Here is a 24,161-nt window from a genome sequence, read left to right as displayed (position 1 = left end):
GTTATTGAGGTAATTTGTATTCTTCATTTTTCCGGGCCCAGCGGAAGAATGCTTTTTTGTTGTTTTTAAGGCCAGCGCTGGCCATTAATCCACGCAGGGTGCTTTTGATCCAGTAGTTCAGGAACATCTTGTCCGGATCGCGATCGATAAAGATAAACACGGGCTTTTCGTTATGCTTGCGTAATACCAGGCTGTTGGCCGCCCAATTTTTAAGGCGCAGTACCAGGTTGTTTTTGCTCGTGTCGGGTAGCGCCAGCATCCGTATGCGCAACTTATCATACACAAAATTCATCGTGCCCACTGCCGCGTATTTGTTGCCATGGACCTGGTAGTACAGTGTATCCGCTTCGCCTCTGCTCACACCGATGCCCGCCAGCGGCGTTGTCATCTTCGTCAGGTGCGGCAGGTGCATCGGCGCCACCGCTACCTGCATGGTAAAGCCGGCCAGCGAATCGCTGTACGACTCGTTATAATAGAGTTTACGCACTTCGTTGTTAAATAATTGCAGCTGCGCCTCCCAGGATGAGGCTGTCCTGTCCCGCAGGCCGCCTGCTACCCACATTCCGCGCCAGCACGTTAATATGCTCCACCGGGATGTGGCTGGTCATCTTCGTTTTGGGAGAAGTTTCTTCGGTCAATACCAACGCATCACGCACCAGCATTGAATCTGCATGGAACGGGAACTTCATATTGCCAAACAGCCCGCTTAACATCGGTTTGTGAGCACCAGCCGGCATGGGTTTCCGTTTATCCTTTGCCGTGGTCAGCAAAACGCCGTCCGCCGTCACTCTGCGCACCTGCCAGATGCTGTCGCGTTCGCGCAGCCCCGCGAGTTGAAGGTGGTGCGTCTGTAAAGCAAGGTAGGGAACCTGGTAGGCCTGCGCAGCTACGTAGGCTGCCTTCTCCATATGCGGCGCCATCGTGAGGCTGTCAATCTCCAGCACTTCGCCATGCTTTGTCCAGCGCACATCTTCAACACGTGCATGCCGCTCACGGTTATGCCAGTTGACCGGTCCCGTGCTAAAGTTGGTTTTATCCAGAAAGCGGCCCAGTTGATCGGTTTCCCCGGCAAATGTTGAAAGCCGGGGTAATTGATTTCGCCGGAGAGGTTCGCCACATTCAGCGCCGTGCTGTCTGCTTTGTCAAGCCGGAACTGCGCCTGTTGCCAGGTGGCACTGATGTCTGTTTGTAGGGATTTGTCGCGTTGCATCACGCCGTTCGACAGGCGGATCATGGTATTGCCGGCATCTGCAGTCATCTCGTGCCCCTGAAGTTGTAAAGTGCCAAGGTCAATGGTCAGCGATCCATATTGTAAAGCGTGTTTGGCGTTCCTGTCGGCCGACAGCTTCCGTAGTTCAATATTAACCAGGGACTGTAACTCAAGGCTGTCGCGACCGTGGAAGTGTAGTTGTCCGGCACTGATGCGCGCACGGTCAAGCAGCAGGTCCACAGGGATATGAAGTGGTTTGTCTTTGTGTTTGCCATTTGATGGGCCGCTGTTCAGGTCAATCACCGGCGATTGTGCATGCATGTCCACGATCTGCAATCTGCGTGCGCCGGTAGAACGGAGGTCACCATGAAAACTCAGCCTCGGGAGCAACATGGTCATGTTGTCGGACCTGAAACGCATATCGCTCAATATGTTTTCGGCACGCGTGTCCAGTATCAACTGCCTGGCGGTGATGCCTGCATTTTCTCCCTGAAGCGGATGTTGCTGATGTTGCCACGGGCGCGGTCCCACAACAGGTATTGGTTCTGGGAGGAAAGTGCATCTACATACAAATGACGCACATCAAATTGTAATTGTGTGTTGGCGGCAATCACTCCGTCAAACGAAAGCTGTTCCAGCCGGGCTTTACGTAGCCGAATTACCGGCATTGCCTTTTTCTTATTGCGTGTAGCGGTACGACCGAGGTCTATTGCGAGTTGTTTGATGTAAATAGAATCCGCGACAATATTGTTTTCCTGCTGAAAAGCGTCCCAGTCAAGATTGCGCCAGGCCAGTTGCTGACCGCGCAGGTGAATGTTTTCACCAAGGTCCGCATCCAGCGAATTGATAAATGTAACACCAGTTAACCCGTTGATGCGGAGGTCCCCGATCTGCAAAGCCAGTTTGGGGAGCACGACGCCAATACGGTCAATGTCCAGTTGCAATATGGATTGCTTGATATTAACAAGAGAGTCGCTGCGCAGCAACTGGTTGAGGAGTATTTTAGCATTGATGTTGGCGATCACCGCTTTTTCCCTCACACGGGCCAGTGGCAGGTACTCAACCCGGCCTTTCGTGATATCGAAACGGTGCACCTGTATCAGCTCACTTACGCCATTCAGCGTTTCGTAAAGACTGGAAACATCCAGTGTGCTGTCGACGGACTTTCGTGAGCGATTATTCGTATAGAATTTGATCTGTGGTGATTCCAATATCGCTTCGTCGGCACGCAGGCGGCTCATGATGAGGTCTTCCAGGCTGAAGTTATTCAAACGCAGATGTGGCGCGGTAAAAGAAAGTGCTTTAGCCTGGTGGTTCTTGTCGGTAGGGGCGAACACGGCATGACTGAATACGATGTCTTTACGGTTTAAGGCAAATTCATCGATCGTCAGTTTATACATGCTGTCGGGCGTATAAAAACTAACGCCTTTCAGCTGCAGGTCAATACTGTCGGTGGTGATGTGCGGGCGTGTTTCGTGTTGGATATTAAGATTGTATATTTTCAGGCTCGTGCGTTCCGTAGCGTAGCTGGCAGCGCGGGTAGAGTCATAATCCAGCCGCACCTGACCTTCTCTCACATCTACATATTTTAAGTTGATACCTTTAAACATCCGCTGTATCGACTGTTTTACGAACGACGTGGTATCGGGCCGGTTCCGTTCGCGTTTGCCGCGGGGGAGAGGGTTACCACCGGGTGGTGACAGATGATCGTATCCAGCAGCAGTTCGTCCCTTTCATAAATCGCAGCCAGGTCGTGTCCCTTAAACAACAGCTTATCCACCGTGAGCGATACGCCCGGCTTACCGTTCACCGGCGCCGTGATAATGGCGCAGGAATCGGCTTCGAAATATTGGTTACTGCTGGAAAAATGCAATTTTTTGAACCGTATTTCCTTCAATCCGCCTGACATTAACCAGCGCTGGTCGGTGATGCTGAGATCGATGTCGTCCGCAAAAAGGAATCGTTGGTCGGTAGAATCCTGTGTGCCGAAGTTGCTGGCGCTCAGGTTGATCTTGTTACTGTTGAAGGCCGGGCCGGGTGAGCTGGTGTAACTGAACGCGCCGTTGTGCAGGTTCAGCCGCCGTACGTGCAATCGCCCAACGTATTGCGCATCACCTTAAATATCTCCGAAGCTTGTAAGGACACCGAACTTTTTCGTGCCGCCCGCGATGCGGCAATGGTTTGTACGTCGGGGAGCTGGATACTAAGACTGTCAACGTATATCTGCCGGTGAAAAATTAACGCTTTCCAGGAGCTGATGGCCAGGTATACCTCCGGGATCTTAACCTGGTAGCGGGTTACGGCGTTTGAGGTGTCGGTAGCCATCACAGCAGCGTTTTTTAGCCGGATGTTTTTCTTCCAGATGGAAAAATCGATATCGTCGGCGTCGAAATCATATTTCCCGTTCGACTCGCGATGTACGATCACCCGGATGATTTCGCGGAAGCGATATTCTATGATGTAATAAAGCAGCAGTCCTACCACCAGGCGGATGCCCAGCAGGATTAAAAACCTTTGATCCACTTTTTCTGGCGGGGTGATAACGTCATGTAAGATGCTGGTATTTAGGATGCTATAAATGTACTTCTTATTAACGGTAATCCACTGCAATAGTTTAGCGCGGCAACATTTTTACTACACATGTTCAATGCGTGGTGCGCATTTATCTTTGTATTGTTAACTATTGAAGATGCAAACGTAAGCCCATAGCCCGGCGCCGGGATTGAGCATGCGTTCCCCGCAACTGTATCCGGAGCATATTGCGGGTAGCATCTCTACAAATTTGATGCTTAAAATGATGTAACAGCATGGTATTGGGAATAAACAACAATGTTTTCGCCATGGACGGCAACCCTGAATTCCTCAGTTGCGAGGTAGGTGAATTGTCTGGCAACGCGCTCCGGGAGCGGTCTTTTGCCACATTCGCGCAACAACTCGTCGCGAAAAAGGCGGGCGGAATGATCGTGATCGAAGGATATGGCGATGTATATATTGATAATTTGGAGGCTCAGACAGGCCTGGGCATCCACATGGAAAAGTTCCGGCAACTGTCGGCAGAAATCCCCGTTTTTCAGCAATTATCCGCCCCTGCCTGCGGCAGGCATTGTTTCAGTTTTAAAGTGGTGATGGGCATGGGAACCTGGAGTCATGCCAACATCAACAACATCTACGTGGAATACCAGCTGTCGGGCTGCGAGAAGCAGATCAACGGCTACTGGCTACCCGAAATTCAACCCCTGACTACCTGCGGGTACAACATCTGGACGTTTTCCCTGAAATATTCGGCGCCCGCCGGTTGTGATATCCGCGTAGGCCGTATTGTTACGGAATACCTCCAGCCCGGCGAATAGGCCTTTCATCCCTTGTTAACCAAAGCCCTGCCCTACGGTGGGGCTTCTTTTTTGATAGCGGCTATTTCGTACATTTACCGCGAAATCCCTATTATTACATTTGATAAGTTTAACCGAACAGTATTAGTGATGTCAACAGAAATGATCAAACAGCTTTTGGAGGCCCTGCAGTTTTCGCCGGAGAATGTGCCGTTGCGTTTACACGTGGCGCAGGTCCTGTTCCAGGGGGAGAATATGTACAGGCAGAGGAACAATACCGCAAAGTACTGGAATTGCAACCCAATCATAGCGACGCCCAGATGGGACTGGCGCGCACATTTTACCAGCAGCAGAAATACTCCGCCGCCGTTGTGGTGCTGGAGCAACTCGAAAACCAGGATCCCGGCAATTTCGATGCCCTGTTATTGCACTGCCGCACGCTTGTAAAGGAAAATCACCTGGCGGAAGCCCGGGATATTTACCAACACCTGCTCCAGATCAACCCCGGTTTCCGCGACGATAACCTGGACAGCCTGTTCCGCTCCGCACAGGGCGGTATGTCTGACGAGTCGGACGAGGATGAACCCGGCGAGCGTTTATTTATGCTGGAAAAGCCCGAAATCAATTTCTCCGATGTGGGCGGCATGGAACGGGAAAAGAAGGAAATCGACCTGAAAATTATAAAGCCACTGCAGTTCCCGGATATGTTCAAGGCATACGGTAAGAAAGCCGGTGGCGGTATTTTGTTGTACGGTCCTCCGGGCTGTGGCAAAACCTACCTGGCGAAAGCTACGGCGGGACAAATCAACGCGGAATTCATTAACGTTGGCATTCACGACGTATTGGATATGTGGGTGGGCAACAGTGAAAAGAACCTGCATTCCCTGTTCGAGATGGCGCGGCAGAATAAACCCTGCGTGTTGTTTTTCGACGAAGTGGACGCGCTGGGCGCTAATCGTACCTCGATGCGCAACAGCGGGGCCAGCCACCTGATCAACCAGTTTTTATCGGAGATGGACGGGATAGCGGCGGACAATGAGAACGTATTGATCATCGGCGCTACCAATGCGCCCTGGCACTGGACCCGGCGTTTCGCCGTCCGGGCCGTTTCGATCGTATTATTTTCGTGGAGCCGCCCGAACAGCAGGGCCGCGAAGATATTTTACGCATCCACCTGCGCGATAAGCCGGTGAAGGACGTTGACTTTGGCGCATTGGCCAAGGCATCGCAGGGCTTCTCGGGCGCAGACCTTAAATGTGTGATCGACGTCGCGGTAGAAGAAAAGCTCATGGAAGCACTGGAAACCGGTACCGCGCAGCCCATCACCCAGAAAGAACTGGCAAAGGCCGTAAAAAACCACAAAGCCACTACGCGCGAATGGTTCAACGCCGCCCGCAACTACGCCCTGTATTCCAACGAAGCGGGACTGTACGACGACGTATTAAAGTATCTCAACATCAAGAAATAGGACATGTCAGCTTTATTAGAGCGTGCCGGCATACTTGTACAACAAAGTCGTTATGCCGATGCGATCAAAACTTTACATCAACACCTCTACGAGCATTCTACCGATACCGAAGCGCTCTACCTGCTGGCGTTATGCTATCTGCAGATAGACGACTACAAGGAAGCCGAAGAGGTGATCGAAAATGCGCAGTCCATTTCACCGAATGACGACCGTTTTTTCTACCTGAAGGCCCGAATCCTGGCCGATAAAAAGGATTACCGAAAAGCGGGGGAGATGATCGCCGAAGCCGTATCCCTGAATCCACATATGCCGCATTACTATGGTGTATGGAGCCAGATACTGCTGTTGCAGCGCAATTTTACAGAGGCATTGCGCAAGTCGGAAGAAGGTTTGTCGCTGGACCCGGAAGATCAGCTGTGCCTGAACATGCGCTCGCATGCCCTGTACAACCTGAACCAGCGGGAAGATGCGTTTTCCGGTTTGCGTACCGCACTGGAAAAGAATCCTGAGAATGCCTACACCCATGCAAACATGGGCTGGAAATACCGGAATCCGGGCAGCACAATGAAGCGCTGACCCATTTCCGCGAAGCCCTGCGACTCGATCCTAACCTCGATTGGGCGCGGAATGGCATGGTGCAGGCCATCAAATCCAAGTACTGGATTTACCGCATGTTCCTGAAATATAATTTCTTTATGGCGCGTCAAAGCGGTCGTATGCAGATCGGGATCATTGCCGGTGTATACTTTTTAAGCCGCCTGGCCAGCCAGTTCAGTGCGCCATTATACGTGGCAATCACCATCCTGGTGCTCTCTACCTGGCTGATAGGCCCGGTGAGCAACCTCTTCCTGCGCTTTAATGCTTATGGCCGTTACCTGTTATCGCCAAAGGAAATGAAGATCGCAGAGGGCGTGGGCATATTGCTCGGCGGCGCAGTGCTGACGGGGTTGTTGTACGCTTTCCTGGATGCCGCATGGTTGCTGCCGTTGTGCCTTACCTGCGCCATGCTGACATTGCCCGTGGCCACTATGGAGTCGCCGGACAAGTCGAAGAACCGCTGGGTATTACGCGGCATGACGATTGGTATTGCTTTGTGCGGACTGGTGGGCGTGCTGTTCACAGTGGCATCTGGCGCTGAATTCACCATTCCCCTGGTAGGCGCAATGTTGCTTACTTTCGGGTATCAATGGGTAGCAAATTTTATCGCGGTAAAAGAACGATAATTCTCAAAAGCGGTATGCCCGGACGGGGCATGCCGCTTCTTTTATATGACCGGCGGATATTCCAGGTGATAAACAATACACGCCGTATACTGGCAAACCTTATTTTTGCAACGTGATCTATGTAAGCCAAAGGCTTCCATCTATTTTACTATTAACGTGATCTATGCAGCGCACCGCTCCGGCGGGGCTGATTTTAATTTCAAAACCAACACACTTTATGACCGCATTCAAGAAGATCTTCCGTGCCTCATTATGCCTCCTCATGCCCTTAACCGTGGCTGCGCAAAAGGATAGCGCACATTTTATTCAGGGTGAATTTAAAACCGTTCAGGCCAGGGCCAGGGCCGAAAATAAGCCCATCTTCGTTGATCTCTACTTCGTAGGCTGTATTCCCTGCAAACGTATGGAGGATGAAACGTTTAAGGACAAAGAGGTTGCGGAATACCTGAACAAAAATTTCATCTGTTATAAATCGGATATCAATAAAGAAAAGGACGGCAAAGAACTGAGCCGCAAGTACGGCGCCAGCGGCTTTCCGCACTACCTGTACATTATGCCCGATGGCCGTTTGATCGAATCGGGGCTTGGTTTTAGCGGCGCCCGCCGGTTCCCGGAAGCATTGAAGCAGATCGATGCCAATGGAAAAGCAGGGAAGGTGAAGAAATTCAGTACGGCGATGAACTTAACCTATCCGCAAGTGTATAACGACCTGTATGATAAAGCTCCGGCCGCCCAATCGCCAGACCGCAAAAAGCTTATTAACGACTGGATGGCGCAGCAGCAGGATCTTTCTTCCGAAGTAAGCTATTTAATGATGATACGCGGTATGGGACTACTGGAAGATAAATACGTGCATTACTTTATTGATCATGTGCAGCAGCTGGCGAATGATTATGGCCAGCGGCAGGTAGCGACTTCCGTGTATAAGAAAGTAAGCCAGCGTGCAGGAGAGCTGGGCGCTAAAAAAGATAAGGCTGGTTTTGACGCATTGATCAGGAACGTGAAGCCTGTGTATACGGAAAACGAATGGAGGATTTTTGGCAAGATCATCCAGGAGCCTTACTATCGTGCGGCCGGCGATGAAAACGCCTTTGTGGATTATGTGAATGATGCCGGTTATTATGCTGTGATGGAGAAAGCGCAGTTGGCCGTGAAATCGTTGCCGGCAGCTAAAAGTCAGCGGGATGCGCTGGCGCGTATGGGAGCGTGGCTAACGGATGCCGAAATCAACAAAGAAAAATCCGGCCTGGTGAAACAGGGCCTGTTATACGTGAGAGCGTCCATGGAATACTATCTTGGCGCAAACGACCTGGCGAAGCAATCGCTGGATAAGGCATTGGTCCTGGGCGGCGAAAAGCCGGCGAACAAACAGCTGGTAGATAATCTGTCGGCAGCCATCGCGGCGGGCAAAACAGACTATAAAGTCAAAATGCCGTTATTCCCGATGGTGATGAACGAAGAGTAAGTATTTTCGATGTTTTAGTGATACAGGGTGTTGCATTTGCAACGCCCTTTTTCGTGTATGCGAATTATGCGTAAATTTGTGGAATGATACATCTTCATATCAAAAATATGTTTGTGATCGTTGCATCCTGGTGGTAAGGCAGCAGCTGGACGAAACGGGCATTGCATACAAAGACGTGCAGCTGGGTGATGTATCGCTGAACGGACGGCCCGCCCCGGCAAAGCTGGCAGAGTTCCGCAAGCGGATGGACGCGCTGGGATTTGAGCTGCTGAACGACCGGCGCAGTGCGCTGATCGAGCGGATCAAAAACATCATTATCCGGCTGGTACATCGCAGCGAAGGAGAGGTGATGAATACAAAACTGTCGGTGATTCTCGCCGATGAACTCAATATGGATTATCACTACCTCAGCAGCCAGTTTTCCGGGGCAGAGGGAATTACAATAGAGAAATACGTGATCCAGCAAAGGATCGAAAGAGCAAAAGAACTGCTGACTTACGGCCAGTTATCGCTCAGTGAGATCGCCGACCAGTTGGGTTACAGCAGCGTGCAGCACCTGTCGCAGCAATTTAAGAAAGTAACCGGCCTAACTCCTTCACAGTACAAAGCGAGCGCCGAACCGGCCCGTATTCCCCTCGATAAAGTCTGAATTTTATACAACTTACGCCGATAAGTATAACAAGCCCCGCAAAAGCCGGTTGTAACTTTGTGTAAAACAAGGAAACAATGGCCCAACACCTTATAAAAGAAACGTTTCCCGTGCTGGAAATGAGCTGCGCCGCCTGTGCGGTTAGCGTAGAGTCCATGCTGAAAGCCTCGGCCGGCGTGCAGGATGCGGGTGTGAACTTCGCCAATCAAAGCGCGTGGGTTACTTATGATACAACACAAACAAATCCCGAAGCTTTACAGGGCGCGGTGCGCAGCATCGGGTACGATTTACTGATTGATACAGAAGGGCGGGAAGAGAAGCAGGAAGCTGCGCAGCAAAGCCAATACCGGCATTAAGGCAGCGTACGTTATGGGCTATTTTGCTAGCCGCGCCTGTAGTGGTGATCGGGATGTTTTTCATGAATATGCCCTACGCCAACTGGATCATGCTTTCCCTGAGCGCCCCGGTGGTGCTTTGGCTGGGCCGGAGCTTTTTCGTGAATGCATGGAAGCAGGCGCGTCATGGAAAGGCGAATATGGACACGCTGGTAGCTTTGAGTACAGGCATCGCTTTTGCCTTCAGTCTTTTTAATACGATATATCCTCAATACTGGCATAGCCGCGGCTTACATGCCCACGTGTATTTCGAGGCGGCTGCGGTGATTATTGCTTTTATTTCTTTAGGTAAGTTGATGGAAGAGCGCGCGAAATCGAATACTTCGTCCGCCCTCAAAAAGCTGATGGGCCTGCAGCCAAAAACGGTGACGGTTGTGCAAAGCGATGGGCAAACAAAGGAGATGCCTATTGCACAGGTAAAAGTGAATGATGTGCTGCTGGTACGTCCGGGTGAGCAGATACCGGTAGACGGGCAGCTCGTTTCTGGTGATTCTTATGTGGATGAGAGTACTATTACCGGCGAACCGGTGCCGGCTGGTAAAGCTACCGGGGATCATGTGTTTGCAGGGACGATTAACCAGAAAGGCAGCTTCCGGATGGCCGCCGAAAAGGTGGGCGCCGATACGGTATTGTCGCAGATCATCCGTATGGTACGGGAGGCGCAGGGAAGTAAGGCTCCCGTGCAGCAACTCACGGATAAGATCGCGGGCATCTTTGTACCGGTCGTGATCGGCATCGCGGTGTTAACTTTTATTACATGGATGATATTCGGCGGGGAACATGCCCTTACGCATGCGCTGCTGGCCGCTATTACGGTATTGGTGATCGCTTGTCCCTGTGCATTGGGACTGGCCACGCCAACCGCGGTGATGGTGGGTGTTGGCAAAGGCGCTTCGCATAATATTTTAGTGCGGGATGCGGAAAGTCTGGAGACTGCCCGCAAGGTAAATGCGGTGGTGCTGGACAAAACAGGCACTATCACAGAAGGCCGGCCGGTAGTGACAGATATGGTGTTCTTGACGGATACGAATCAACGAATCTATAAAAGCATTTTGTTATCGCTTGAGGCAGCATCGGAGCATCCTTTGGCGGGCGCGATCGTGAAACACCCGGAAGCCGAAGGCGTGGAAAAAGTGGAGCTGTCTGGGTTTAAGAGCATTACAGGGCAGGGCGTGGAGGCGCGGTACGGACAGGCATCGTACAGCGCTGGTAACAGCGCGCTTGTGAACGTTTCGGGAACGGTGAAGGGACAGGCCGCCCAACTGCAGGAGCAGGCCAAAACGGTAATCTATTTTGCGGAAAGCGGGAACGTAGTGGCGCTTGTTGCCATTGCCGACAAAGTGAAGGAGAGTTCCCCGCAAGCCATTGCCGCGTTGCAGTCGCAGGGTATCGAGGTATACATGCTTACCGGGGATAATCCGGCTACAGCTGCTGCTGTGGCAAAACAAACCGGGATTATACAGTATGAAGCGGAAGTATTACCCGACGGTAAAGCCGCATTTATAAAGGCTTTACAGGCAAAGGGTAAAATAGTGGCCATGGCGGGCGATGGCATCAACGACAGCCGGCGCTGGCGCAGGCCGATGTAAGTATCGCCATGGGTAAGGGCTCCGACATTGCTATGGACGTGGCGAAGATGACGCTCATCACGGCGGACTTAAACAGTATTCCCAAGGCATTGGCGTTGTCGCGCGCAACCGTGCGCACAATCCGCCAGAACCTTTTTTGGGCCTTTATTTACAACCTGGTTGGCATTCCTTTGGCGGCCGGCGTATTGTACCCGGTAAACGGTTTTCTTTTAGACCCGATGATCGCGGGAGCCGCCATGGCGCTTAGCTCTGTATCGGTAGTCAGCAATAGTCTTTTACTTAAAATGAAACAAATATGACAACGGTTAAATTCAAAACGAATATTAAATGCTCCGGCTGTGTGGCGGCCATTAAACCTCACCTGGATAAAGTAGTGGGAGAGGAACACTGGAAAGTAGATCTGACCGCCACACCAAAATTACTCACCGTGGAAGCAGACCAGGTAAACCCGGATGCAGTGATAGCTGCGGTGGAACAGGCGGGTTACAAAGCAGAAAAGCAGTAAAAGGAAGCCGGCGATTTTTATCGCCGGTCCGGACTGCCGCCAAGTAAAACGGAACTAAACAAGGGGTACAGGTACTGACGGTGACAGGTCAGCCTGAAACGGGATGCTGGCATACCGCATCACTCCTGGTTTGGTTCCCGGCGAGGCGTCGGTGTTCAGTAATCTTACCTGCCGCAGCCTGGTGGTAAGGGATCCCATCGCCCCCGGGCAACCCGTTTTACAAGTCCTTCCCATCGATCCGAAGATAAGTTATCTATTCATTTACAAATACTTATGAGATAAATACGCGGTGCGGAAGCAGCGGGTATTATTTTTTTGAAAAAAACAGACAGTACAGGATGGTTAAGAAATAATAAACACGTATCTTGCTAATCTAATTACAAGCCGTTTAGCCTATTCATATATTTTCCACGTTATGAAAACGGCTGTTTCTCTTCCCACATCACATTTATGGTTAGCCAGATTTAACATCAATTAGCGATTAATTGAATATCTTTGCTGTAATCCATACTTTCATGACCAGCATTTATGCCGATATACGGCTGTTTTACGGAGATAAGGAAATGCAGCTTTCCATCGCCGTGAACCGCAGCGCGCAATCCCTGGCGCTGAACGAGACCTGGCAGGAAGCCCTTCAACTGCCGGTCGTTTCCCAGACCATGATCACTTTTCCTAATGGCGATGTACAAATGTGCGATGTAGCCGGCCCTGTATCACTACGTTGGCTTGATCGGCAGATTCATTGTACTGTACTGATCCTCCCCGGTGATACTGCACCGTACCTGGGTTCCGGGCCTTTGCTCGAATTAGGGGCGGCCGTGGATATGCAGGGAAAACAACTTGTGCGCGGCTCGAAGGATGATGGCAAAATTTATCTCTGATGATAGCATAATAAAGGGCAGACGCATGATACGCCCGCCCTTTATTATGGTATAGATCAAAAACGCTATTTATTGCTTTCAGAAAAAGGCAGTGGTAACTGTGTCCATACATCGTCTTTCGGGCGATCGATAGGCAACGTGTTCAGGCGTCCGTACCTCCGCATATCAATCCAGCGATGGCCTTCGCCAAACAGCGAGAAGCGGCGTTGTTTCAGCATTTCGTTGATCAGCGCGGGCTGTGTCATCGCTTCGCTGTAAACAGGTAAGTTATGCCAGGTACGGATGCGGTTGAGGGCATCGCGGCCTTCGTTCAGCTCGTTGAGCTGAATTTTACTTTCGGCGTACAGTAATACCAGTTCCTCGTTACGAATGATGCCTACGGGCGACGATTCGGTTGGATACAGCCAGTAGTCGTATTCGCTGGTAAGGTCAGCGCTGGTGGCCGGTGCATTGCGTTTAGACGCCTTGTTGATACGGTCGTCGTTCGCTTCGATATCCGCAATGTAAGATGGATGCACCAGGCGAATTTCGCCGGTGGTGTTTTTGGGCGCATAAAGCGGGTTTAACACATCGCCGGATGCTGCGGAGTAGACGTGGTATGCGCCTTTGTTCGGCTCATTGTTCAGGTCCAGGAAAGACGCAGCCAGGTAAGTTTGCACATCTCCCCATTTCTCACGGTAGGCGGCTACGCGTGCTGCCAGCGCACGATTGAACTTGCGGAAACCTTCCGGATCATCCAGCCCGGCGAAACCGGAGGATAATTCGAAAAGGAACTCCGCATTCGCCAGGTGCGTGTCGGCTTCGTCCAGCAGTAATGCAATGTCTTCCAGCGCATCGGCGCGCTTTTCGATCGGGCCGAGCTTGCGGTAGTCCTTTACATCGGTGCGGATGCCGTTGTCGTACGTCAGATTGAGGTTGAGCAGGAGCTGATACGCCATGATGGTCTTCGCGAAGCCATAGTAGCCATTCTTAGCCTCATCTGTATCAAGAAATTTTGAATTCTTAGTGCCCTCCTGGAGCAATATTGCATTTCTTACGGCGCTGTAACGATAAATCCACGGACGGTTTACGTAAAACGACTTGTTGTCCAGCGGAAGGTCGCCCTGTCCCAGCATTTCTGCGGTCCAACGGCCATCGGAACCCGAAAAGCGATAGATTTCCCGGCCGAATACCGCCACCGATTCAATATAAAGCTCCAGGTCCGGACGCATCGCCGCTTCTGTTCCCGTTACGAGGTTGTTCAGCTCAGAAACCGTGGGATTTTTCACGATCTCGTCCATCGTAGGAGCGTTAGGGTTAGTGATCTCATTTTTATTGCAGGCCGACAGGAAACCCGCCGCGCAAAACATTGATATTGTAAGTAGTTTTTTCATGTCAGTTCAGTTTAGAAGTTAAAGGCAAGGTGGAACTGCAGGCGTTTGGTGGCAGGGTAGGGCGTAACATCAATGCCTGTAGAAAAGCCTGTACCGAAGTTGGACACTTCCGGATCGTAGCCCTTGTATTTAGTCCAGGTGAAATAGTTGTTGGCGGATGCACCTACTGTAATTCCATCTACATACCTCATTTTAACCGGTAGTTTGTAAAACAGGCCAATTTCACGGAGACGCAGGTAGCTCGCGTCCTGTATGTAAGAAGCCGGTGTAATCAGGCGGTAACGCCCTAACGGTACGCCAGCTTCCGGTGATTTGTCGTCATAATCCGGGCTCACACGGCCGCCGTCATACAGCGTCTGCGTCAGGTTTACGTTGTCGCCGCCTTTTTTCCAATGGAACAGGAAACGCAGGCTCAGGTTTTTGAACAGTGTCAGTTCGTTGGACCAGTTTGCCTGGAAGTCGGGTTCGGAATCGCCTACTTTCGCTTCCGTGCCTTCGTCATCCACAATAGCAATGATCTGCGTAGCTCTTTTGCCTTCCTCTATAAAGAAGGTGCCATAGGATGAACCAAAAGATCCACCAGGGTCAAAGGGAGGGGCATTCAACTCCAGCACTTTGGAACGGTTAAACCAGAAGTTTACGTTGGATCCCCAGCGGATGTTTTTCCTGTTCAAAGGAATAGTACGTAAACCCAGTTCCAGGCCGCGGTTTTGCAATTTGCCGCCATTTATCCATTCTATAGAAAAGCCGGTAGAGCCCAGTGGTTCTGCCTGCAGCAGCATGTTACGGATCACCTTATTGTAATACGTGGCTTCCAGCGAAATACGACCGTCGAGGAAACTTACGTCCACACCGCCTTCCAACTCTGTCTGCCGTTCCGGTTCAATCGCATTGTCGCCCAGCACATAATTGATCGCGGAGCCCGGCTTGCCGCCGATGTTGGCGCCGATAAGGCTGGTGAAACGGCTGCTGAAAGTAGGTAAGCCGTTACCCTCGCCGTAAGCGATACGCAGTTTCAGGTCGTTGATGACAGTACTGCTCCAGTTGCCTGTTTTCGTGATGTTCCAGGCAATGTTGGCTTTCGGGAACAGGTAGTATTGATCGTGATCACCATTGTTCGTCGATTTGTCGAAGCGTACGCCGGCGGTAAGGTTCAGAAATTCTTTAATCGCTACCTCTTCCTGTAAAAACACCCCATCGTTCCGGAAGCTTGTGCGGGTCTGGGTTACATCCACCGCGCCGGCCTGGTCGAGACTTGTTTGCTCGCCGATCAGTTGCGATGCCACGTTCAGTATCTGGTCAAACTGACCAGTTTCGTGCGTCAGACCAACGGTACTGGTAAACGAGAGATTGTTTTTTGTTGAAAGCGTATTTACCAGGAAGCCGGACCAGTTGGTGAACAGGTTATTGGCGTTACCACGGATGTTCTGGCCGCGTGTAATAGCCTGGAATTGCAGGGAGGAGGGGAACAGTACAAAGCTTTTCAGGTTGTAGTAGTCGATACCGCCACGGGCGATAAACCGGGTGGTAGAGCGCTGCGACTGTTGCAGCGTAGCTTCCAGGTTAATGCCGCCGATGAAGCGATTCACCAGTTCGTTGTTTTGCATCCTGTCGCGCGTTTCCAGCGGGTTGGAAGCGCTGAACGGGTTAGCGGGATAATTGCCGCCTTCATCGGGGTGCAATTGTGCAAACGATGGTGTTGATGATAAGGCCACGCCGAAAGTAGCGCCGCGGTTATCGTTATTGGTTAAGCCACGGTCCGAAGAGGAGCGGAGATAGGTGGAGGTAAGTCCAACTTTTATTTTATCACTGATGCGATGGTCTATATTTGTGCGGACACTGTTATTTTCGTAACCGGTCCTTTTAATAATACCGTCTTCGTCTTTTATGCCGGCGCTAAGCATGAAAGTCGTTTTATCATTGCCACCGCTCATGCTCAGGTTGGTGTTACGCGTAAAACCGTCGTTGCCGTACATTTCTTTCTCGTAATCATATATTTTACCCGCTGCAACTGCTGCCTGGTAGTCTGCCAGCCGCCAACGGGATGCGACTACACGCTCTTCCGTCAGTTTTCTTTGGCCGAGCAATTTGCGGACAGACACAACACCTGCGTCCTGGTTCACGGTAAACTTCGTTTTACCCGCACGTCCCTTTTTAGTAGTGATAACTACCACCCCCGCGGCTGCCTGTGAGCCATAGATCGCTGAAGCGGAAGCGCCTTTCAGGATTTCAATATTTTCAATATCTGACGGGTTGATGTCGGCAATCCTGCCCGCGGCATTGTCCTGGTCGGAGGTCGCGCCGCTACTGCCTGCCGCGGTAACTGCATTCAGGCCGCCGGATACCGCGCGGTTGTTTACAATTACACCGTCGATCACGAACAGCGGATCTGTATTGCCGTAAAAAGTAGTTACACCACGCAGTTTGATCGACAAGCCGCCACCGGGTGCGCCGGAGTTGGCGTTGATGTTGGCGCCTGTGATTTTACCACTTAATGCGGCATCAAAAGTTTGTGCGGGGGCGGTGCCGGAAAGTTCTTTGGAAGATACAGTAGCTACTGCGTTTGCGGCATTACGTCGCTTTACAGAAGTAGCAAGTCCCGTTACAATCACTTCATCTAATTTAGCTACGTCTTCAGCCAGTGAAACCTGCACTTCGCCGGAAGCACCTACTTTCACGGTCTGTGATTTGTAGCCTGTAAAGTTAATCGTAACAAGTCCGTCGTCGGGGGCAACAATTTCAAATTTGCCTTCGCTATTGGTGACCGCGCCCTGTTTGCCTTTATTGACAGTGACAGTTGCTCCGGGCAGTACAGCACCGTTCTTGTCGGTCACTGTACCTGAGATTTTTTTTTTTTGCTGGGCGTGCAGGGCAATGGACAATGTCAGGCATAGCAGGACAAGCACTCCAGGCAGTAGTTTTTTCATTTTGGTTGTGATTTAAGGTGATTTAAACAGCTAATGCTACACTTCAGATAAAGGGTCTAACTTGTCTCATGAGCAGGCGGAATTGTTCAATATTCATACATAGTTCCATATGCAAAACTATGCAGCGCTGCTTGCGGTATATTGTATGGATCACCTATTTTTACACCTAAGTATTTACACGTATTAGAATCACTACTGCATCAGCTATTATTGCACTGCCCCACACTTAGAGGAAACCACAATTGCACCATATGATGCCGGTTAGAATATTTTTAGCAGATGATCACCCCATAGTAATAGATGGCTTAAGACTGCGACTGGGAGAGGTTCCAGGACTAGAGATCGTGTTTGCGGGAACGAGTGGTCTTGCATTGATGGAAACGTTGCAACATACGCAACCGGATCTTGTATTGATGGATATTCAATTGCAAGATGTATCGGGCGTAGAGTTATGCCGAAACATCGTAAAACAATTTCCGCAGGTAAAAGTAATGGTGCTGACAAGTCTCGATGATGCACATTATGTGCGGCAACTGATCCGGAACGGTGCATCAGGTTACCTGCTTAAAAACACAGATCATAAAACCATCCTCGAAGCGATTTATAAAGTAATGGACGGTAAGCAATTTCTCGATGAACAGATTCAGCAGAAATTATTACATGAAGCAATTACAGGGCAACGTACCAGTCGTTATGAAATACCGCTGACGAACCGGGAGAAGGATGTTTTAAGGCTGATAGCGGCCGAATATAATAATCACGAAATAGCGGAGGAATTGTACATCAGTTTGCGAACCGTGGAGGCGCACCGTTTTAATATTGTACAGAAACTGGGGGTGAAGAATACAGCGGGGTTGGTAAAGGAGGCTTTAAAGCGCGGACTCATCAAGTAAAAGAAAGAAGGCCGGTCTATATAGACCAGCCTTCAAAAAGGTATGATAAAGTTAAACCTTAATCAATGCGCCTTACGTTAACAGCGTTCTCGCCTTTCCTACCTTCCTGCACTTCGAACTCTACGCGGTCGTCTTGCTGGATTTCGTGAACGAGGCCTGTTACATGTACAAAAGTTTCTTTGTTAGAATCTTCATGTTTGATGAAGCCAAAGCCTTTTGTCTCGTTGAAGAACTTTACAGTTCCGATGATTTTTGTGTTCATTTCTAAAATTTATAAAATTATGCTTGCGAATGTAGGCTTTATCTGTGGTCGAACCAAATTATAATGCAATAAATACCGGAATTTCGGTCAGGATTAACGATAATTTACCATTCGTTACCGCAAGATGCTCCTCCCGCGCCCGGTCTTCCCCCTCAGCCAACCGGTACATTGTCACCGTTTTAACACTTTCGGGAACTTCCAGCACGAAGCGGGTTTCCTTACCTGATTCGGTGGGTGAATACAGCACATAAGTCTGTTGCTCGCCTTTGGTGTACAGGTCCGCAACGGGATTGGCACTTACGGATTTTGTATATACATAATCGCCGATCAGGTGGTTGGCCTGCATCAGGAAGTCCAGTGCAGGGCGCCGTTTCCGGGCCGCTTCGTCGGCCAGTCCCGTGGTGCAGAACTGGCAATCCTGTCCCGGGTTGTCATCAAATAGCTGGTAGTAGAAGATGCGGTCAATACCTTTACGCGCATACAGCAACGCCGTGCGCAATATCCAGTCGGCCTGGGTTTGCAGGATGCTGCGCGAACCTACCGCAGGAACATGGTGCGGGGACGACTGATGCAGGTCGTACCCGGTTTCGGTGACCCATATTTCCCGGTTGCCTCCATAACGCCATGACAGGTCAATGAACTTGTCGGCAATGTTACCCAGCCGGGCAGTTTCCGGCGCCATCCCGCGGGTGGATTCGCCATATTGCACCGAGCCAGCGTCATTGGCATATTGGTGATAGTTGATGATATCAAAGCAAAGCTGTCCGCCGCGGAACTCCTTACACCAGTCGATAATAGCGCGGATGTAATCGGGTTCCGCTGCGGCGATACCACCGATGGCCACCGGATAGTGGAATCCGCTGCTTTAACGCCGACACCGGGTCCAAGCCGTCCCTGATCGCCATCGTAAAAGGCCGAGAGATTAGCGGCATATTCCCGCCCCGTCTGGTAAGCCTTGCGGCCCGCCCACCACTTGTCGCGCTCGTTGTCGCATTCGATATAGCGGATCAAGCCTAAGCCAATTTTACGCTCATTGGCCCGGGTGCCGGGCCCGAACTGCGGCGCAAAGTCAACTTTTACCAATGCAGGATTTACGTTTTTGTTGCTGCCATAACGAGCGGCATATTGAAACACCGCGCGCCCTTGTTCTATATATGTTGCCGGTTTGGTCAGGTCCGCACCGAAACGTGCGGGCACATTGCCGTAATCGCGGTCCTTTTCAGGATAGGTATTGATGATGAAGTTGGGGATCGTTTTAAAACAGGCCAGTACTTCGATGTGGTGGCGTTGCAGGGTTTCATACATGCGGTCGTAATCCCATGCGCCCGAGCGGGTGGGACTGAATGTATACTTCCCCGGCGTATGCTCCAGTTTTTCCCAGTCCATGTAATGGCGGAAAGCCGTAAAAGGCTTTAACAGGGAAAATTTCGCCTCGTCAATCTCACCAAACGTACTTTCATTCGCGGGATCTTTCAGAATGTTCCATTCAAAGCCATTTACGCCCGTGTAGTTCCTGAAGGGTCGCCTGGGGCGTTCGGGCGATTTTTGCTCCCTGTAGGGCTTAAAATCGCCCAGTAATTGCATCTCATTCGGGAATAATATCCCTTTTTCGATCACGAGGTACCGGGCTTTTAACGGTGTTTTCAGGTTGATGGTCGTCCATTCGTTATAGGCATCGCCGGTAAACGTGGCGATCAGTGTTTTCTTCCAGTTGCCGGGCGAAATCACGTATACCTTAAAGGGCTTGCCTTCTGCGGTGCCCATGCCGTCGTAAAACCTTATTTGCGCAATGCTGACGTCCATCTCCGCAGGAAACTCGTACCGTATTTCAGCGGGGTAGGCCAGCAGGTGGTATTGCGGCTCCGGTTGCGTCCGGATGTCGCCGTCGATCAGGGCGTCCGTGCTTTTGGTGGAGCTCACCACCTGGTAAAAGCGGTCGGGAGAAAGCGGTATTTCCCGGAGCTGCGCACCGGCGCTAAGGCCCGATAGCAGGAACAGCAGGGGCAAAACATGTTTCATCATCTCCCTAAAGGTACTGCTTGAAAATTTCAATTTAAATTGTAAATTGCCGAAGCCTATCACACCGTTTAAGCAATGAATTGTTATCGTATTTAACCAGCCGGCCAACCACCGGCATGTATTCATTTGCTTAAACCATCTTCCCAATGCCGCAGCTTTTTCCTGTGGAAGTAGTGCAGAATTCCGTGCATACCTGGCTTCCAAAAGTGCAGGTACGAACGCAGGTCATTTATGTTACTGTATTGCTCGCCATACTGCTCACCATTCTGGCCCTTCCTTTTATTAAAGTTGATGTTTCTGTAAAAGCGCCTGGACTCGTGCGTCCTGTTACAGAAAAGAACGAATTGCGCGCCATGGTGGCGGGCACTATTGAAGAAGTGCTGGTGCGCGACGGCGAGGCCGTAAAAAAGGACAGGTGCTCATGCGCCTTCAGGAAGACGTTAGTAAAGGACGTTTAATACAGGCAAGTTATGAACTCAGTCAGCGCGAGGCATATATTCATGACCTCACCATCCTGGCCGCCGGCGGTGGCGCCGGACTGCAATCGGCGCTATACCGGCAGCAGTACCAGAAGTTCCAGGCAACGCTGGCAGAGCAGGCGGCCACGTTAAAAAAACTGCGGAACGACCTCGATATTTACAACACGCTGTATGCCGATAAGGTAGTGGCGCAAAAGAACTGCACGATAAAAAGTTTGAGTACGAAAGGGTACAGGCCGTCTATAATTCCACGGTTCAGCAACAACGCAGCGCCTGGCAGGAAGAACTCGGGCAGTTCCGCATGGAGAGCGGACGCCTGCAGGCCGATACGAAAGCGTTGGAAAAAGAACAGGAGTGGAATTTGATCAAAGCCCCGGTGAGCGGCACCCTACAGCAGTTCAGCGGCCGCTATGCCGGCGGCACCGTACAAAATGGTGAGGTGCTTGGCGTTATTTCCCTGACTCCAATTTAGTGGCTGAATGTTATGTATCCCCGCGCGATATCGCCTACCTGAAAGCCGGTATGCCCGCGCGTTTCCAGGTAGAGGCGTTTAATTATAATGAATGGGGACTTGTGCAGGGGAAGGTCTTGTCGGTAGACAATGACTTCACCATGATGGACAATCAGCCCGTATTTAAAGTACGTTGTGCTTTTGCCAGTCCCGCTGTGGAAACAGCACATGGCGTAAAAGGCCAGCTCAAAAAGGGCATGACATTGCAGGCCCGTTTCATACTCACCAAACGCAGTCTTTTTCAGCTGTTATATGACAAAGCCGACGACTGGATTAACCCCAACAACCGAAAAGGATAACGCATGGACCGTCAACCCATCAGAAAAGTAAAGAAAAGTGCGCTCGTAAAGCAGCGCGACATCAGCGACTGTGCAGCAGCCTGCCTGGCTTCGGTGGCTTCCTATTATAACCTGGAGATGCCTGTTGCGCGTATTCGTCAGTATGCCTATACCGATGGTAAGGGCACCAACGTAATGGGCATGATTGAAGCTGCCGGTAAGCTTGGTTTCCAGGCGAAAGGCGTTAAAGGTCCCTGGGAGGCGCTGGCCAATATTCCTAAACCTGCTATCGCGCACCTGGTGCTGAAAGGAGTACTGCATCACTACGTGGTCATTTACCGGGTAACGAAAGAATACGTGCTGGTAATGGACCCATCGGACGGTGAATTGCACAAAGTAAAGCAGGAAGATTTTAAGCAGATGTGGACCGGCGTACTGGTATTGCTGCTGCCCGGCGAAACTTTCAAGCCCGGTAATGAAAAGGCTTCCAACCTGCAACGCTTCTGGTACCTGCTGAAGCCGCACCGCGCGGTAACGGCGCAAACCGTGTTCGGCGCCATGTTGTATACCATACTCGGATTATCGACCTCTATTTATGTACAGAAAATAGTCGATAATGTACTGGTAGAAGAGAACCGCAACCTGCTGAACCTGTTAGGTGTGGTTATGTTAGGCATCCTTGCATTACAATTATATATCGGCAGCCTCAAAAGTGTGTTTGCGCTTAAAACCGGCCAGCAGATTGATGCGCAACTGATTCTTGGGTACTACAAACATCTCCTCAAACTGCCACAACAATTCTTTGACACCATGCGCGTGGGTGAAATTACCTCGCGTATCAATGATGCGGCAAGATTCGTGTATTCGTGAACGATGTAGCGGTAAGCCTTGTCGTCAATATATTTATAGTGTTCTTTTCCTTCTGCCTGATGTTTACGTATTACTGGAAACTTGCGTTGATCATGCTCGGCATCGTGCCTGTATATTACGTGGTGTATCGCATCAGCAACCAGGTGAACAAAAAGATGCAGCGGAAACTCATGGAAGATAGTGCGGAACTGGGCGGACAACTGGTAGAATCGCTGAATTCTGCCGGTACCATCAAACGTTTCGGGTTGGAGGAATATGCGAACGTGAAAACGGAATCTAAATTTATACAACTGCTGAAAACTATTTATTACGCTACGCTGAATAACCTGTACATCGGCAATGCTGCCAGCTTTGCGACCAGTGTATTCGTAGTGGTGTTATTATGGGCGGGATCAATATTTGTCATTGAGCGGCAGTTAAGTCCGGGGAGTTGTTGTCATTTTATGCGATCCTGGGTTACTTTACGGGGCCTGCCATGAGCCTGATCAGCGCTAACAAAAGCATGCAGGACGCGTTGATCGCGGCAGACCGGTTGTTCGAGATCATGGACCTGGAGCAGGAGGATACGGCGAACAAAGTGGTACTGACGCCGGAGATGGTGGGTAATATCATGTTTCACAATGTGTCGTTCCGGTACGGGAGTCGTACTGAAGTGTTTAAAAATTTTAATCTTCATATGGAAAAAGGGAAGATCACAGCGGTAGTAGGAGAGAGCGGCTCCGGGAAATCGACGCTGATGGCCTTATTGCAGAACATTTATCCGCTACGCGATGGGCACATTTCCATTGGTAATCTCGATATCAAGTATATAGAAAATGAAAGTTTGCGCAGGAGAGTAAGCGTCGTGCCGCAGCAGATCGACCTTTTTGCAGGTACCATTCTCGAAAATATTGCCGTGGGCGAATATGAGCCGGATATGCAACGCGCTTTACTCGTGTCGCAGCACCTTGGCTTACTGGAGTTCATCGAAAAACTGCCCGACGGATTTAATACCCGGCTTGGCGAACATGGCGCCAATCTGTCCGGTGGCCAACGTCAGCGCCTTGCTATTGCCCGGGCGATTTACCGCAATCCCGATATCCTCATCCTCGACGAAGCTACATCGTCGCTCGATCCTGTAAGCGACCAATATGTGCAGCGCACAATGCAGGCGCTCCGCGACGGCGGTAAAACGATCATCGTGATCGCACACCGGTTAAGCACAGTGATGAATGCCGATAAAATTGTGGTGTTGCAGGAAGGAATGATGGCGGAAGAAGGTACACATAGCCAGCTGATGGCGCGGAAGGCTATTTACTCGCGGCTGTGGGAGCACCACCAGGGGCGTATTAGGATAAATAAGCCAGTCTTGTTTATATAGCACGAAAAACCCCGGACTGGTTTACCGTCCGGGGTTCGTGTATAGGATCTGATGTGTTACTTAAACTTAGCGATGATGGCCTCGCCTTCCTGTAATTGCAACATTCCGGCATCCACGCCAAAGGCGTTCACTTTGGCGAGCGCGGACAGGTATTCCGTTTCTACATTATCACCCATACAGGCCATCTTGGTAGCGGCTAACGGCGAAAACTTGAGCGTCGCGCCATTGACCGTAAAAGTTCCCATCATACGGTTGCAACCTGCATAACCGGATACCCGGCCGCCTTCTTTTTCAAACTTGATCGTGGGTATTCTTTCAGCGGTGGCGTTCACCGGCTTGCCATTCAGTTCGGTCAGTTTCCATTCCTTACCATACAGTTCGGCCTCGGCCGCTGCTCCGTTTTTGGAAGAAGCACAACTGCTGAAAGCCAGCGCTGCGAGCGCAACAAGCATCGTTCTCATATGTTTTACAGTTT

28 protein-coding genes and 1 pseudogene are annotated in these 24,161 nt (G+C 50.7%); 18 read left to right on the top strand and 11 right to left on the bottom strand.

The genetic code is table 11. The features are described from left to right. Position 1 precedes the first annotated feature (1 nt). From MKQ70_RS10170 to MKQ70_RS10145, 6 genes are read right to left on the bottom strand one after another with little or no spacing between them, the layout of a single operon-like run. Positions 2-562 (bottom strand): hypothetical protein, encoded by a 561-nt coding sequence (locus MKQ70_RS10170; protein ID WP_248070426.1) that lies wholly within the window; start codon positions 560-562, stop codon positions 2-4. After that, entirely contained in the window at positions 495-944 is a 450-nt protein-coding gene (locus MKQ70_RS10165; protein WP_248070423.1) for a hypothetical protein, read from the bottom strand. The genes MKQ70_RS10170 and MKQ70_RS10165 overlap by 68 nt, the downstream gene beginning before the upstream one ends. Then, positions 887-1,741, bottom strand: coding sequence for a hypothetical protein (locus tag MKQ70_RS10160; protein WP_248070421.1), 855 nt, complete (start codon positions 1,739-1,741; stop codon positions 887-889). The genes MKQ70_RS10165 and MKQ70_RS10160 overlap by 58 nt, the downstream gene beginning before the upstream one ends. Then, positions 1,666-2,820: a hypothetical protein gene (locus tag MKQ70_RS10155; protein WP_248070419.1), complete on the bottom strand. Its 1,155-nt coding sequence runs from the start codon at positions 2,818-2,820 to the stop codon at positions 1,666-1,668. The genes MKQ70_RS10160 and MKQ70_RS10155 overlap by 76 nt, the downstream gene beginning before the upstream one ends. Positions 2,821-2,837: 17 nt before the next feature. Beyond that, positions 2,838-3,302 carry a hypothetical protein gene (locus tag MKQ70_RS10150; protein WP_248070417.1) on the bottom strand — a complete coding sequence of 155 codons (465 nt, stop codon included), beginning with the start codon at positions 3,300-3,302 and terminating at the stop codon, positions 2,838-2,840. Beyond that, a complete protein-coding gene (locus MKQ70_RS10145; RefSeq protein ID WP_248070414.1) occupies positions 3,284-3,733 on the bottom strand; it encodes a hypothetical protein in 450 nt (149 codons plus the stop codon). The genes MKQ70_RS10150 and MKQ70_RS10145 overlap by 19 nt, the downstream gene beginning before the upstream one ends. Positions 3,734-4,017: 284 nt before the next feature. On the opposite strand from MKQ70_RS10145, the gene MKQ70_RS10140 reads away from it, so the two are divergent. The 12 genes from MKQ70_RS10140 to MKQ70_RS10085 all read left to right on the top strand — a co-directional run bounded on the left by MKQ70_RS10140 (position 4,018) and on the right by MKQ70_RS10085 (position 12,714). Further along, positions 4,018-4,560, top strand: coding sequence for a hypothetical protein (locus MKQ70_RS10140; RefSeq protein ID WP_248070412.1), 543 nt, complete (start codon positions 4,018-4,020; stop codon positions 4,558-4,560). 272 nt (positions 4,561-4,832) lie between these two features. Beyond that, entirely contained in the window at positions 4,833-5,732 is a 900-nt protein-coding gene (locus MKQ70_RS10135) for an AAA family ATPase (protein ID WP_248070408.1), read from the top strand. Then, a complete protein-coding gene (locus MKQ70_RS10130; RefSeq protein WP_248070405.1) occupies positions 5,666-6,007 on the top strand; it encodes an ATP-binding protein in 342 nt (113 codons plus the stop codon). The genes MKQ70_RS10135 and MKQ70_RS10130 overlap by 67 nt, the downstream gene beginning before the upstream one ends. A gap of 3 nt (positions 6,008-6,010) precedes the next feature. After that, positions 6,011-6,583: a tetratricopeptide repeat protein gene (locus tag MKQ70_RS10125; RefSeq protein ID WP_248070401.1), complete on the top strand. Its 573-nt coding sequence runs from the start codon at positions 6,011-6,013 to the stop codon at positions 6,581-6,583. Between the two features lie 56 nt (positions 6,584-6,639). Next, positions 6,640-7,230 (top strand): hypothetical protein, encoded by a 591-nt coding sequence (locus tag MKQ70_RS10120; RefSeq protein WP_248070399.1) that lies wholly within the window; start codon positions 6,640-6,642, stop codon positions 7,228-7,230. Between the two features lie 217 nt (positions 7,231-7,447). Beyond that, positions 7,448-8,695, top strand: coding sequence for a thioredoxin family protein (locus tag MKQ70_RS10115; RefSeq protein WP_248070398.1), 1,248 nt, complete (start codon positions 7,448-7,450; stop codon positions 8,693-8,695). A gap of 130 nt (positions 8,696-8,825) precedes the next feature. After that, positions 8,826-9,344 (top strand): helix-turn-helix domain-containing protein, encoded by a 519-nt coding sequence (locus tag MKQ70_RS10110; RefSeq protein ID WP_248070396.1) that lies wholly within the window; start codon positions 8,826-8,828, stop codon positions 9,342-9,344. A 77-nt stretch (positions 9,345-9,421) separates the two neighbouring features. Continuing rightward, on the top strand, positions 9,422-9,700 hold the full coding sequence (locus MKQ70_RS10105; RefSeq protein ID WP_248070394.1) for a cation transporter: 279 nt from the start codon (positions 9,422-9,424) through the stop codon (positions 9,698-9,700). 23 nt (positions 9,701-9,723) lie between these two features. Further along, the gene (locus tag MKQ70_RS10100; RefSeq protein WP_248070393.1) at positions 9,724-11,328 is read left to right on the top strand and encodes a copper-translocating P-type ATPase; all 1,605 of its coding nucleotides are present in this window, start codon (positions 9,724-9,726) and stop codon (positions 11,326-11,328) included. Positions 11,329-11,336: 8 nt separating this feature from the next. Beyond that, positions 11,337-11,627, top strand: a complete 291-nt coding sequence (locus MKQ70_RS10095; protein WP_248070391.1) for a hypothetical protein — start codon at positions 11,337-11,339, stop codon at positions 11,625-11,627. After that, positions 11,624-11,833, top strand: a complete 210-nt coding sequence (locus tag MKQ70_RS10090; RefSeq protein ID WP_248070390.1) for a heavy-metal-associated domain-containing protein — start codon at positions 11,624-11,626, stop codon at positions 11,831-11,833. Before MKQ70_RS10095 ends, MKQ70_RS10090 begins: the two co-directional genes overlap by 4 nt. 515 nt (positions 11,834-12,348) lie before the next feature. Beyond that, a complete protein-coding gene (locus MKQ70_RS10085) occupies positions 12,349-12,714 on the top strand; it encodes a hypothetical protein (protein WP_248070388.1) in 366 nt (121 codons plus the stop codon). Positions 12,715-12,779: 65 nt separating this feature from the next. Here MKQ70_RS10085 and MKQ70_RS10080 read toward each other — a convergent pair whose 3' ends face one another. Then, a complete protein-coding gene (locus MKQ70_RS10080) occupies positions 12,780-14,087 on the bottom strand; it encodes a RagB/SusD family nutrient uptake outer membrane protein (RefSeq protein WP_248070387.1) in 1,308 nt (435 codons plus the stop codon). 11 nt (positions 14,088-14,098) lie between these two features. Beyond that, entirely contained in the window at positions 14,099-17,014 is a 2,916-nt protein-coding gene (locus MKQ70_RS10075; protein WP_282456347.1) for a SusC/RagA family TonB-linked outer membrane protein, read from the bottom strand. 251 nt (positions 17,015-17,265) lie between these two features. On the opposite strand from MKQ70_RS10075, the gene MKQ70_RS10070 reads away from it, so the two are divergent. After that, entirely contained in the window at positions 17,266-17,907 is a 642-nt protein-coding gene (locus MKQ70_RS10070; protein ID WP_248070384.1) for a response regulator, read from the top strand. Between the two features lie 58 nt (positions 17,908-17,965). Here the strand turns inward: MKQ70_RS10070 and MKQ70_RS10065 are convergent, their stop codons facing one another. Both MKQ70_RS10065 and MKQ70_RS10060 read right to left on the bottom strand, forming a co-directional pair. Beyond that, a complete protein-coding gene (locus MKQ70_RS10065) occupies positions 17,966-18,169 on the bottom strand; it encodes a cold-shock protein (RefSeq protein ID WP_248070381.1) in 204 nt (67 codons plus the stop codon). 537 nt (positions 18,170-18,706) lie between these two features. After that, positions 18,707-20,191 (bottom strand): hypothetical protein, encoded by a 1,485-nt coding sequence (locus tag MKQ70_RS10060; RefSeq protein WP_248070380.1) that lies wholly within the window; start codon positions 20,189-20,191, stop codon positions 18,707-18,709. A 143-nt stretch (positions 20,192-20,334) separates the two neighbouring features. Between MKQ70_RS10060 and MKQ70_RS10055 the strand changes: the two genes are divergently transcribed. The 5 genes and pseudogenes from MKQ70_RS10055 to MKQ70_RS10035 all read left to right on the top strand — a co-directional run bounded on the left by MKQ70_RS10055 (position 20,335) and on the right by MKQ70_RS10035 (position 23,686). After that, positions 20,335-20,646 carry an HlyD family secretion protein gene (locus MKQ70_RS10055; RefSeq protein WP_248070378.1) on the top strand — a complete coding sequence of 104 codons (312 nt, stop codon included), beginning with the start codon at positions 20,335-20,337 and terminating at the stop codon, positions 20,644-20,646. Further along, positions 20,604-21,032: a hypothetical protein gene (locus tag MKQ70_RS10050; protein WP_248070377.1), complete on the top strand. Its 429-nt coding sequence runs from the start codon at positions 20,604-20,606 to the stop codon at positions 21,030-21,032. The genes MKQ70_RS10055 and MKQ70_RS10050 overlap by 43 nt, the downstream gene beginning before the upstream one ends. Before the next feature lie 106 nt (positions 21,033-21,138). After that, the gene (locus tag MKQ70_RS10045; protein WP_248070375.1) at positions 21,139-21,477 is read left to right on the top strand and encodes a beta-barrel domain-containing protein; all 339 of its coding nucleotides are present in this window, start codon (positions 21,139-21,141) and stop codon (positions 21,475-21,477) included. Between the two features lie 3 nt (positions 21,478-21,480). Further along, a pseudogene (locus MKQ70_RS42115) lies at positions 21,481-22,805 on the top strand (peptidase domain-containing ABC transporter). Further along, a complete protein-coding gene (locus MKQ70_RS10035) occupies positions 22,757-23,686 on the top strand; it encodes a peptidase domain-containing ABC transporter (protein WP_248070373.1) in 930 nt (309 codons plus the stop codon). Before MKQ70_RS42115 ends, MKQ70_RS10035 begins: the two are co-directional and overlap by 49 nt. A gap of 56 nt (positions 23,687-23,742) precedes the next feature. On the opposite strand, the gene MKQ70_RS10030 is transcribed toward MKQ70_RS10035, so the two are convergent. Further along, positions 23,743-24,147, bottom strand: a complete 405-nt coding sequence (locus tag MKQ70_RS10030; protein ID WP_248070372.1) for an META domain-containing protein — start codon at positions 24,145-24,147, stop codon at positions 23,743-23,745. Positions 24,148-24,161 lie beyond the last annotated feature (14 nt).

Origin of the sequence: Chitinophaga sedimenti, from assembly GCF_023156195.1 — a bacterium.
Classification (GTDB): domain Bacteria; phylum Bacteroidota; class Bacteroidia; order Chitinophagales; family Chitinophagaceae; genus Chitinophaga; species Chitinophaga sedimenti.
The sequence above is the reverse complement of the archived record's forward strand: the minus strand, read 5'-3'. Positions and strand labels throughout refer to the sequence as shown.

Coding starts and splice junctions, on each gene's coding strand:
- MKQ70_RS10170 (WP_248070426.1), bottom strand. CDS start 562: ATGTGGGTAGCAGGCGGCCTGCGGGACAGGACAGCCTCATCCTGGGAG.
- MKQ70_RS10155 (WP_248070419.1), bottom strand. CDS start 2,820: ATGTTTAAAGGTATCAACTTAAAATATGTAGATGTGAGAGAAGGTCAG.
- MKQ70_RS10140 (WP_248070412.1), top strand. CDS start 4,018: ATGGTATTGGGAATAAACAACAATGTTTTCGCCATGGACGGCAACCCT.
- MKQ70_RS10125 (WP_248070401.1), top strand. CDS start 6,011: ATGTCAGCTTTATTAGAGCGTGCCGGCATACTTGTACAACAAAGTCGT.
- MKQ70_RS10120 (WP_248070399.1), top strand. CDS start 6,640: ATGGTGCAGGCCATCAAATCCAAGTACTGGATTTACCGCATGTTCCTG.
- MKQ70_RS10115 (WP_248070398.1), top strand. CDS start 7,448: ATGACCGCATTCAAGAAGATCTTCCGTGCCTCATTATGCCTCCTCATG.
- MKQ70_RS10105 (WP_248070394.1), top strand. CDS start 9,422: ATGGCCCAACACCTTATAAAAGAAACGTTTCCCGTGCTGGAAATGAGC.
- MKQ70_RS10095 (WP_248070391.1), top strand. CDS start 11,337: ATGGGTAAGGGCTCCGACATTGCTATGGACGTGGCGAAGATGACGCTC.
- MKQ70_RS10090 (WP_248070390.1), top strand. CDS start 11,624: ATGACAACGGTTAAATTCAAAACGAATATTAAATGCTCCGGCTGTGTG.
- MKQ70_RS10085 (WP_248070388.1), top strand. CDS start 12,349: ATGACCAGCATTTATGCCGATATACGGCTGTTTTACGGAGATAAGGAA.
- MKQ70_RS10080 (WP_248070387.1), bottom strand. CDS start 14,087: ATGAAAAAACTACTTACAATATCAATGTTTTGCGCGGCGGGTTTCCTG.
- MKQ70_RS10075 (WP_282456347.1), bottom strand. CDS start 17,014: ATGAAAAAACTACTGCCTGGAGTGCTTGTCCTGCTATGCCTGACATTG.
- MKQ70_RS10070 (WP_248070384.1), top strand. CDS start 17,266: ATGATGCCGGTTAGAATATTTTTAGCAGATGATCACCCCATAGTAATA.
- MKQ70_RS10065 (WP_248070381.1), bottom strand. CDS start 18,169: ATGAACACAAAAATCATCGGAACTGTAAAGTTCTTCAACGAGACAAAA.
- MKQ70_RS10060 (WP_248070380.1), bottom strand. CDS start 20,191: ATGATGAAACATGTTTTGCCCCTGCTGTTCCTGCTATCGGGCCTTAGC.
- MKQ70_RS10055 (WP_248070378.1), top strand. CDS start 20,335: ATGCCGCAGCTTTTTCCTGTGGAAGTAGTGCAGAATTCCGTGCATACC.
- MKQ70_RS10030 (WP_248070372.1), bottom strand. CDS start 24,147: ATGAGAACGATGCTTGTTGCGCTCGCAGCGCTGGCTTTCAGCAGTTGT.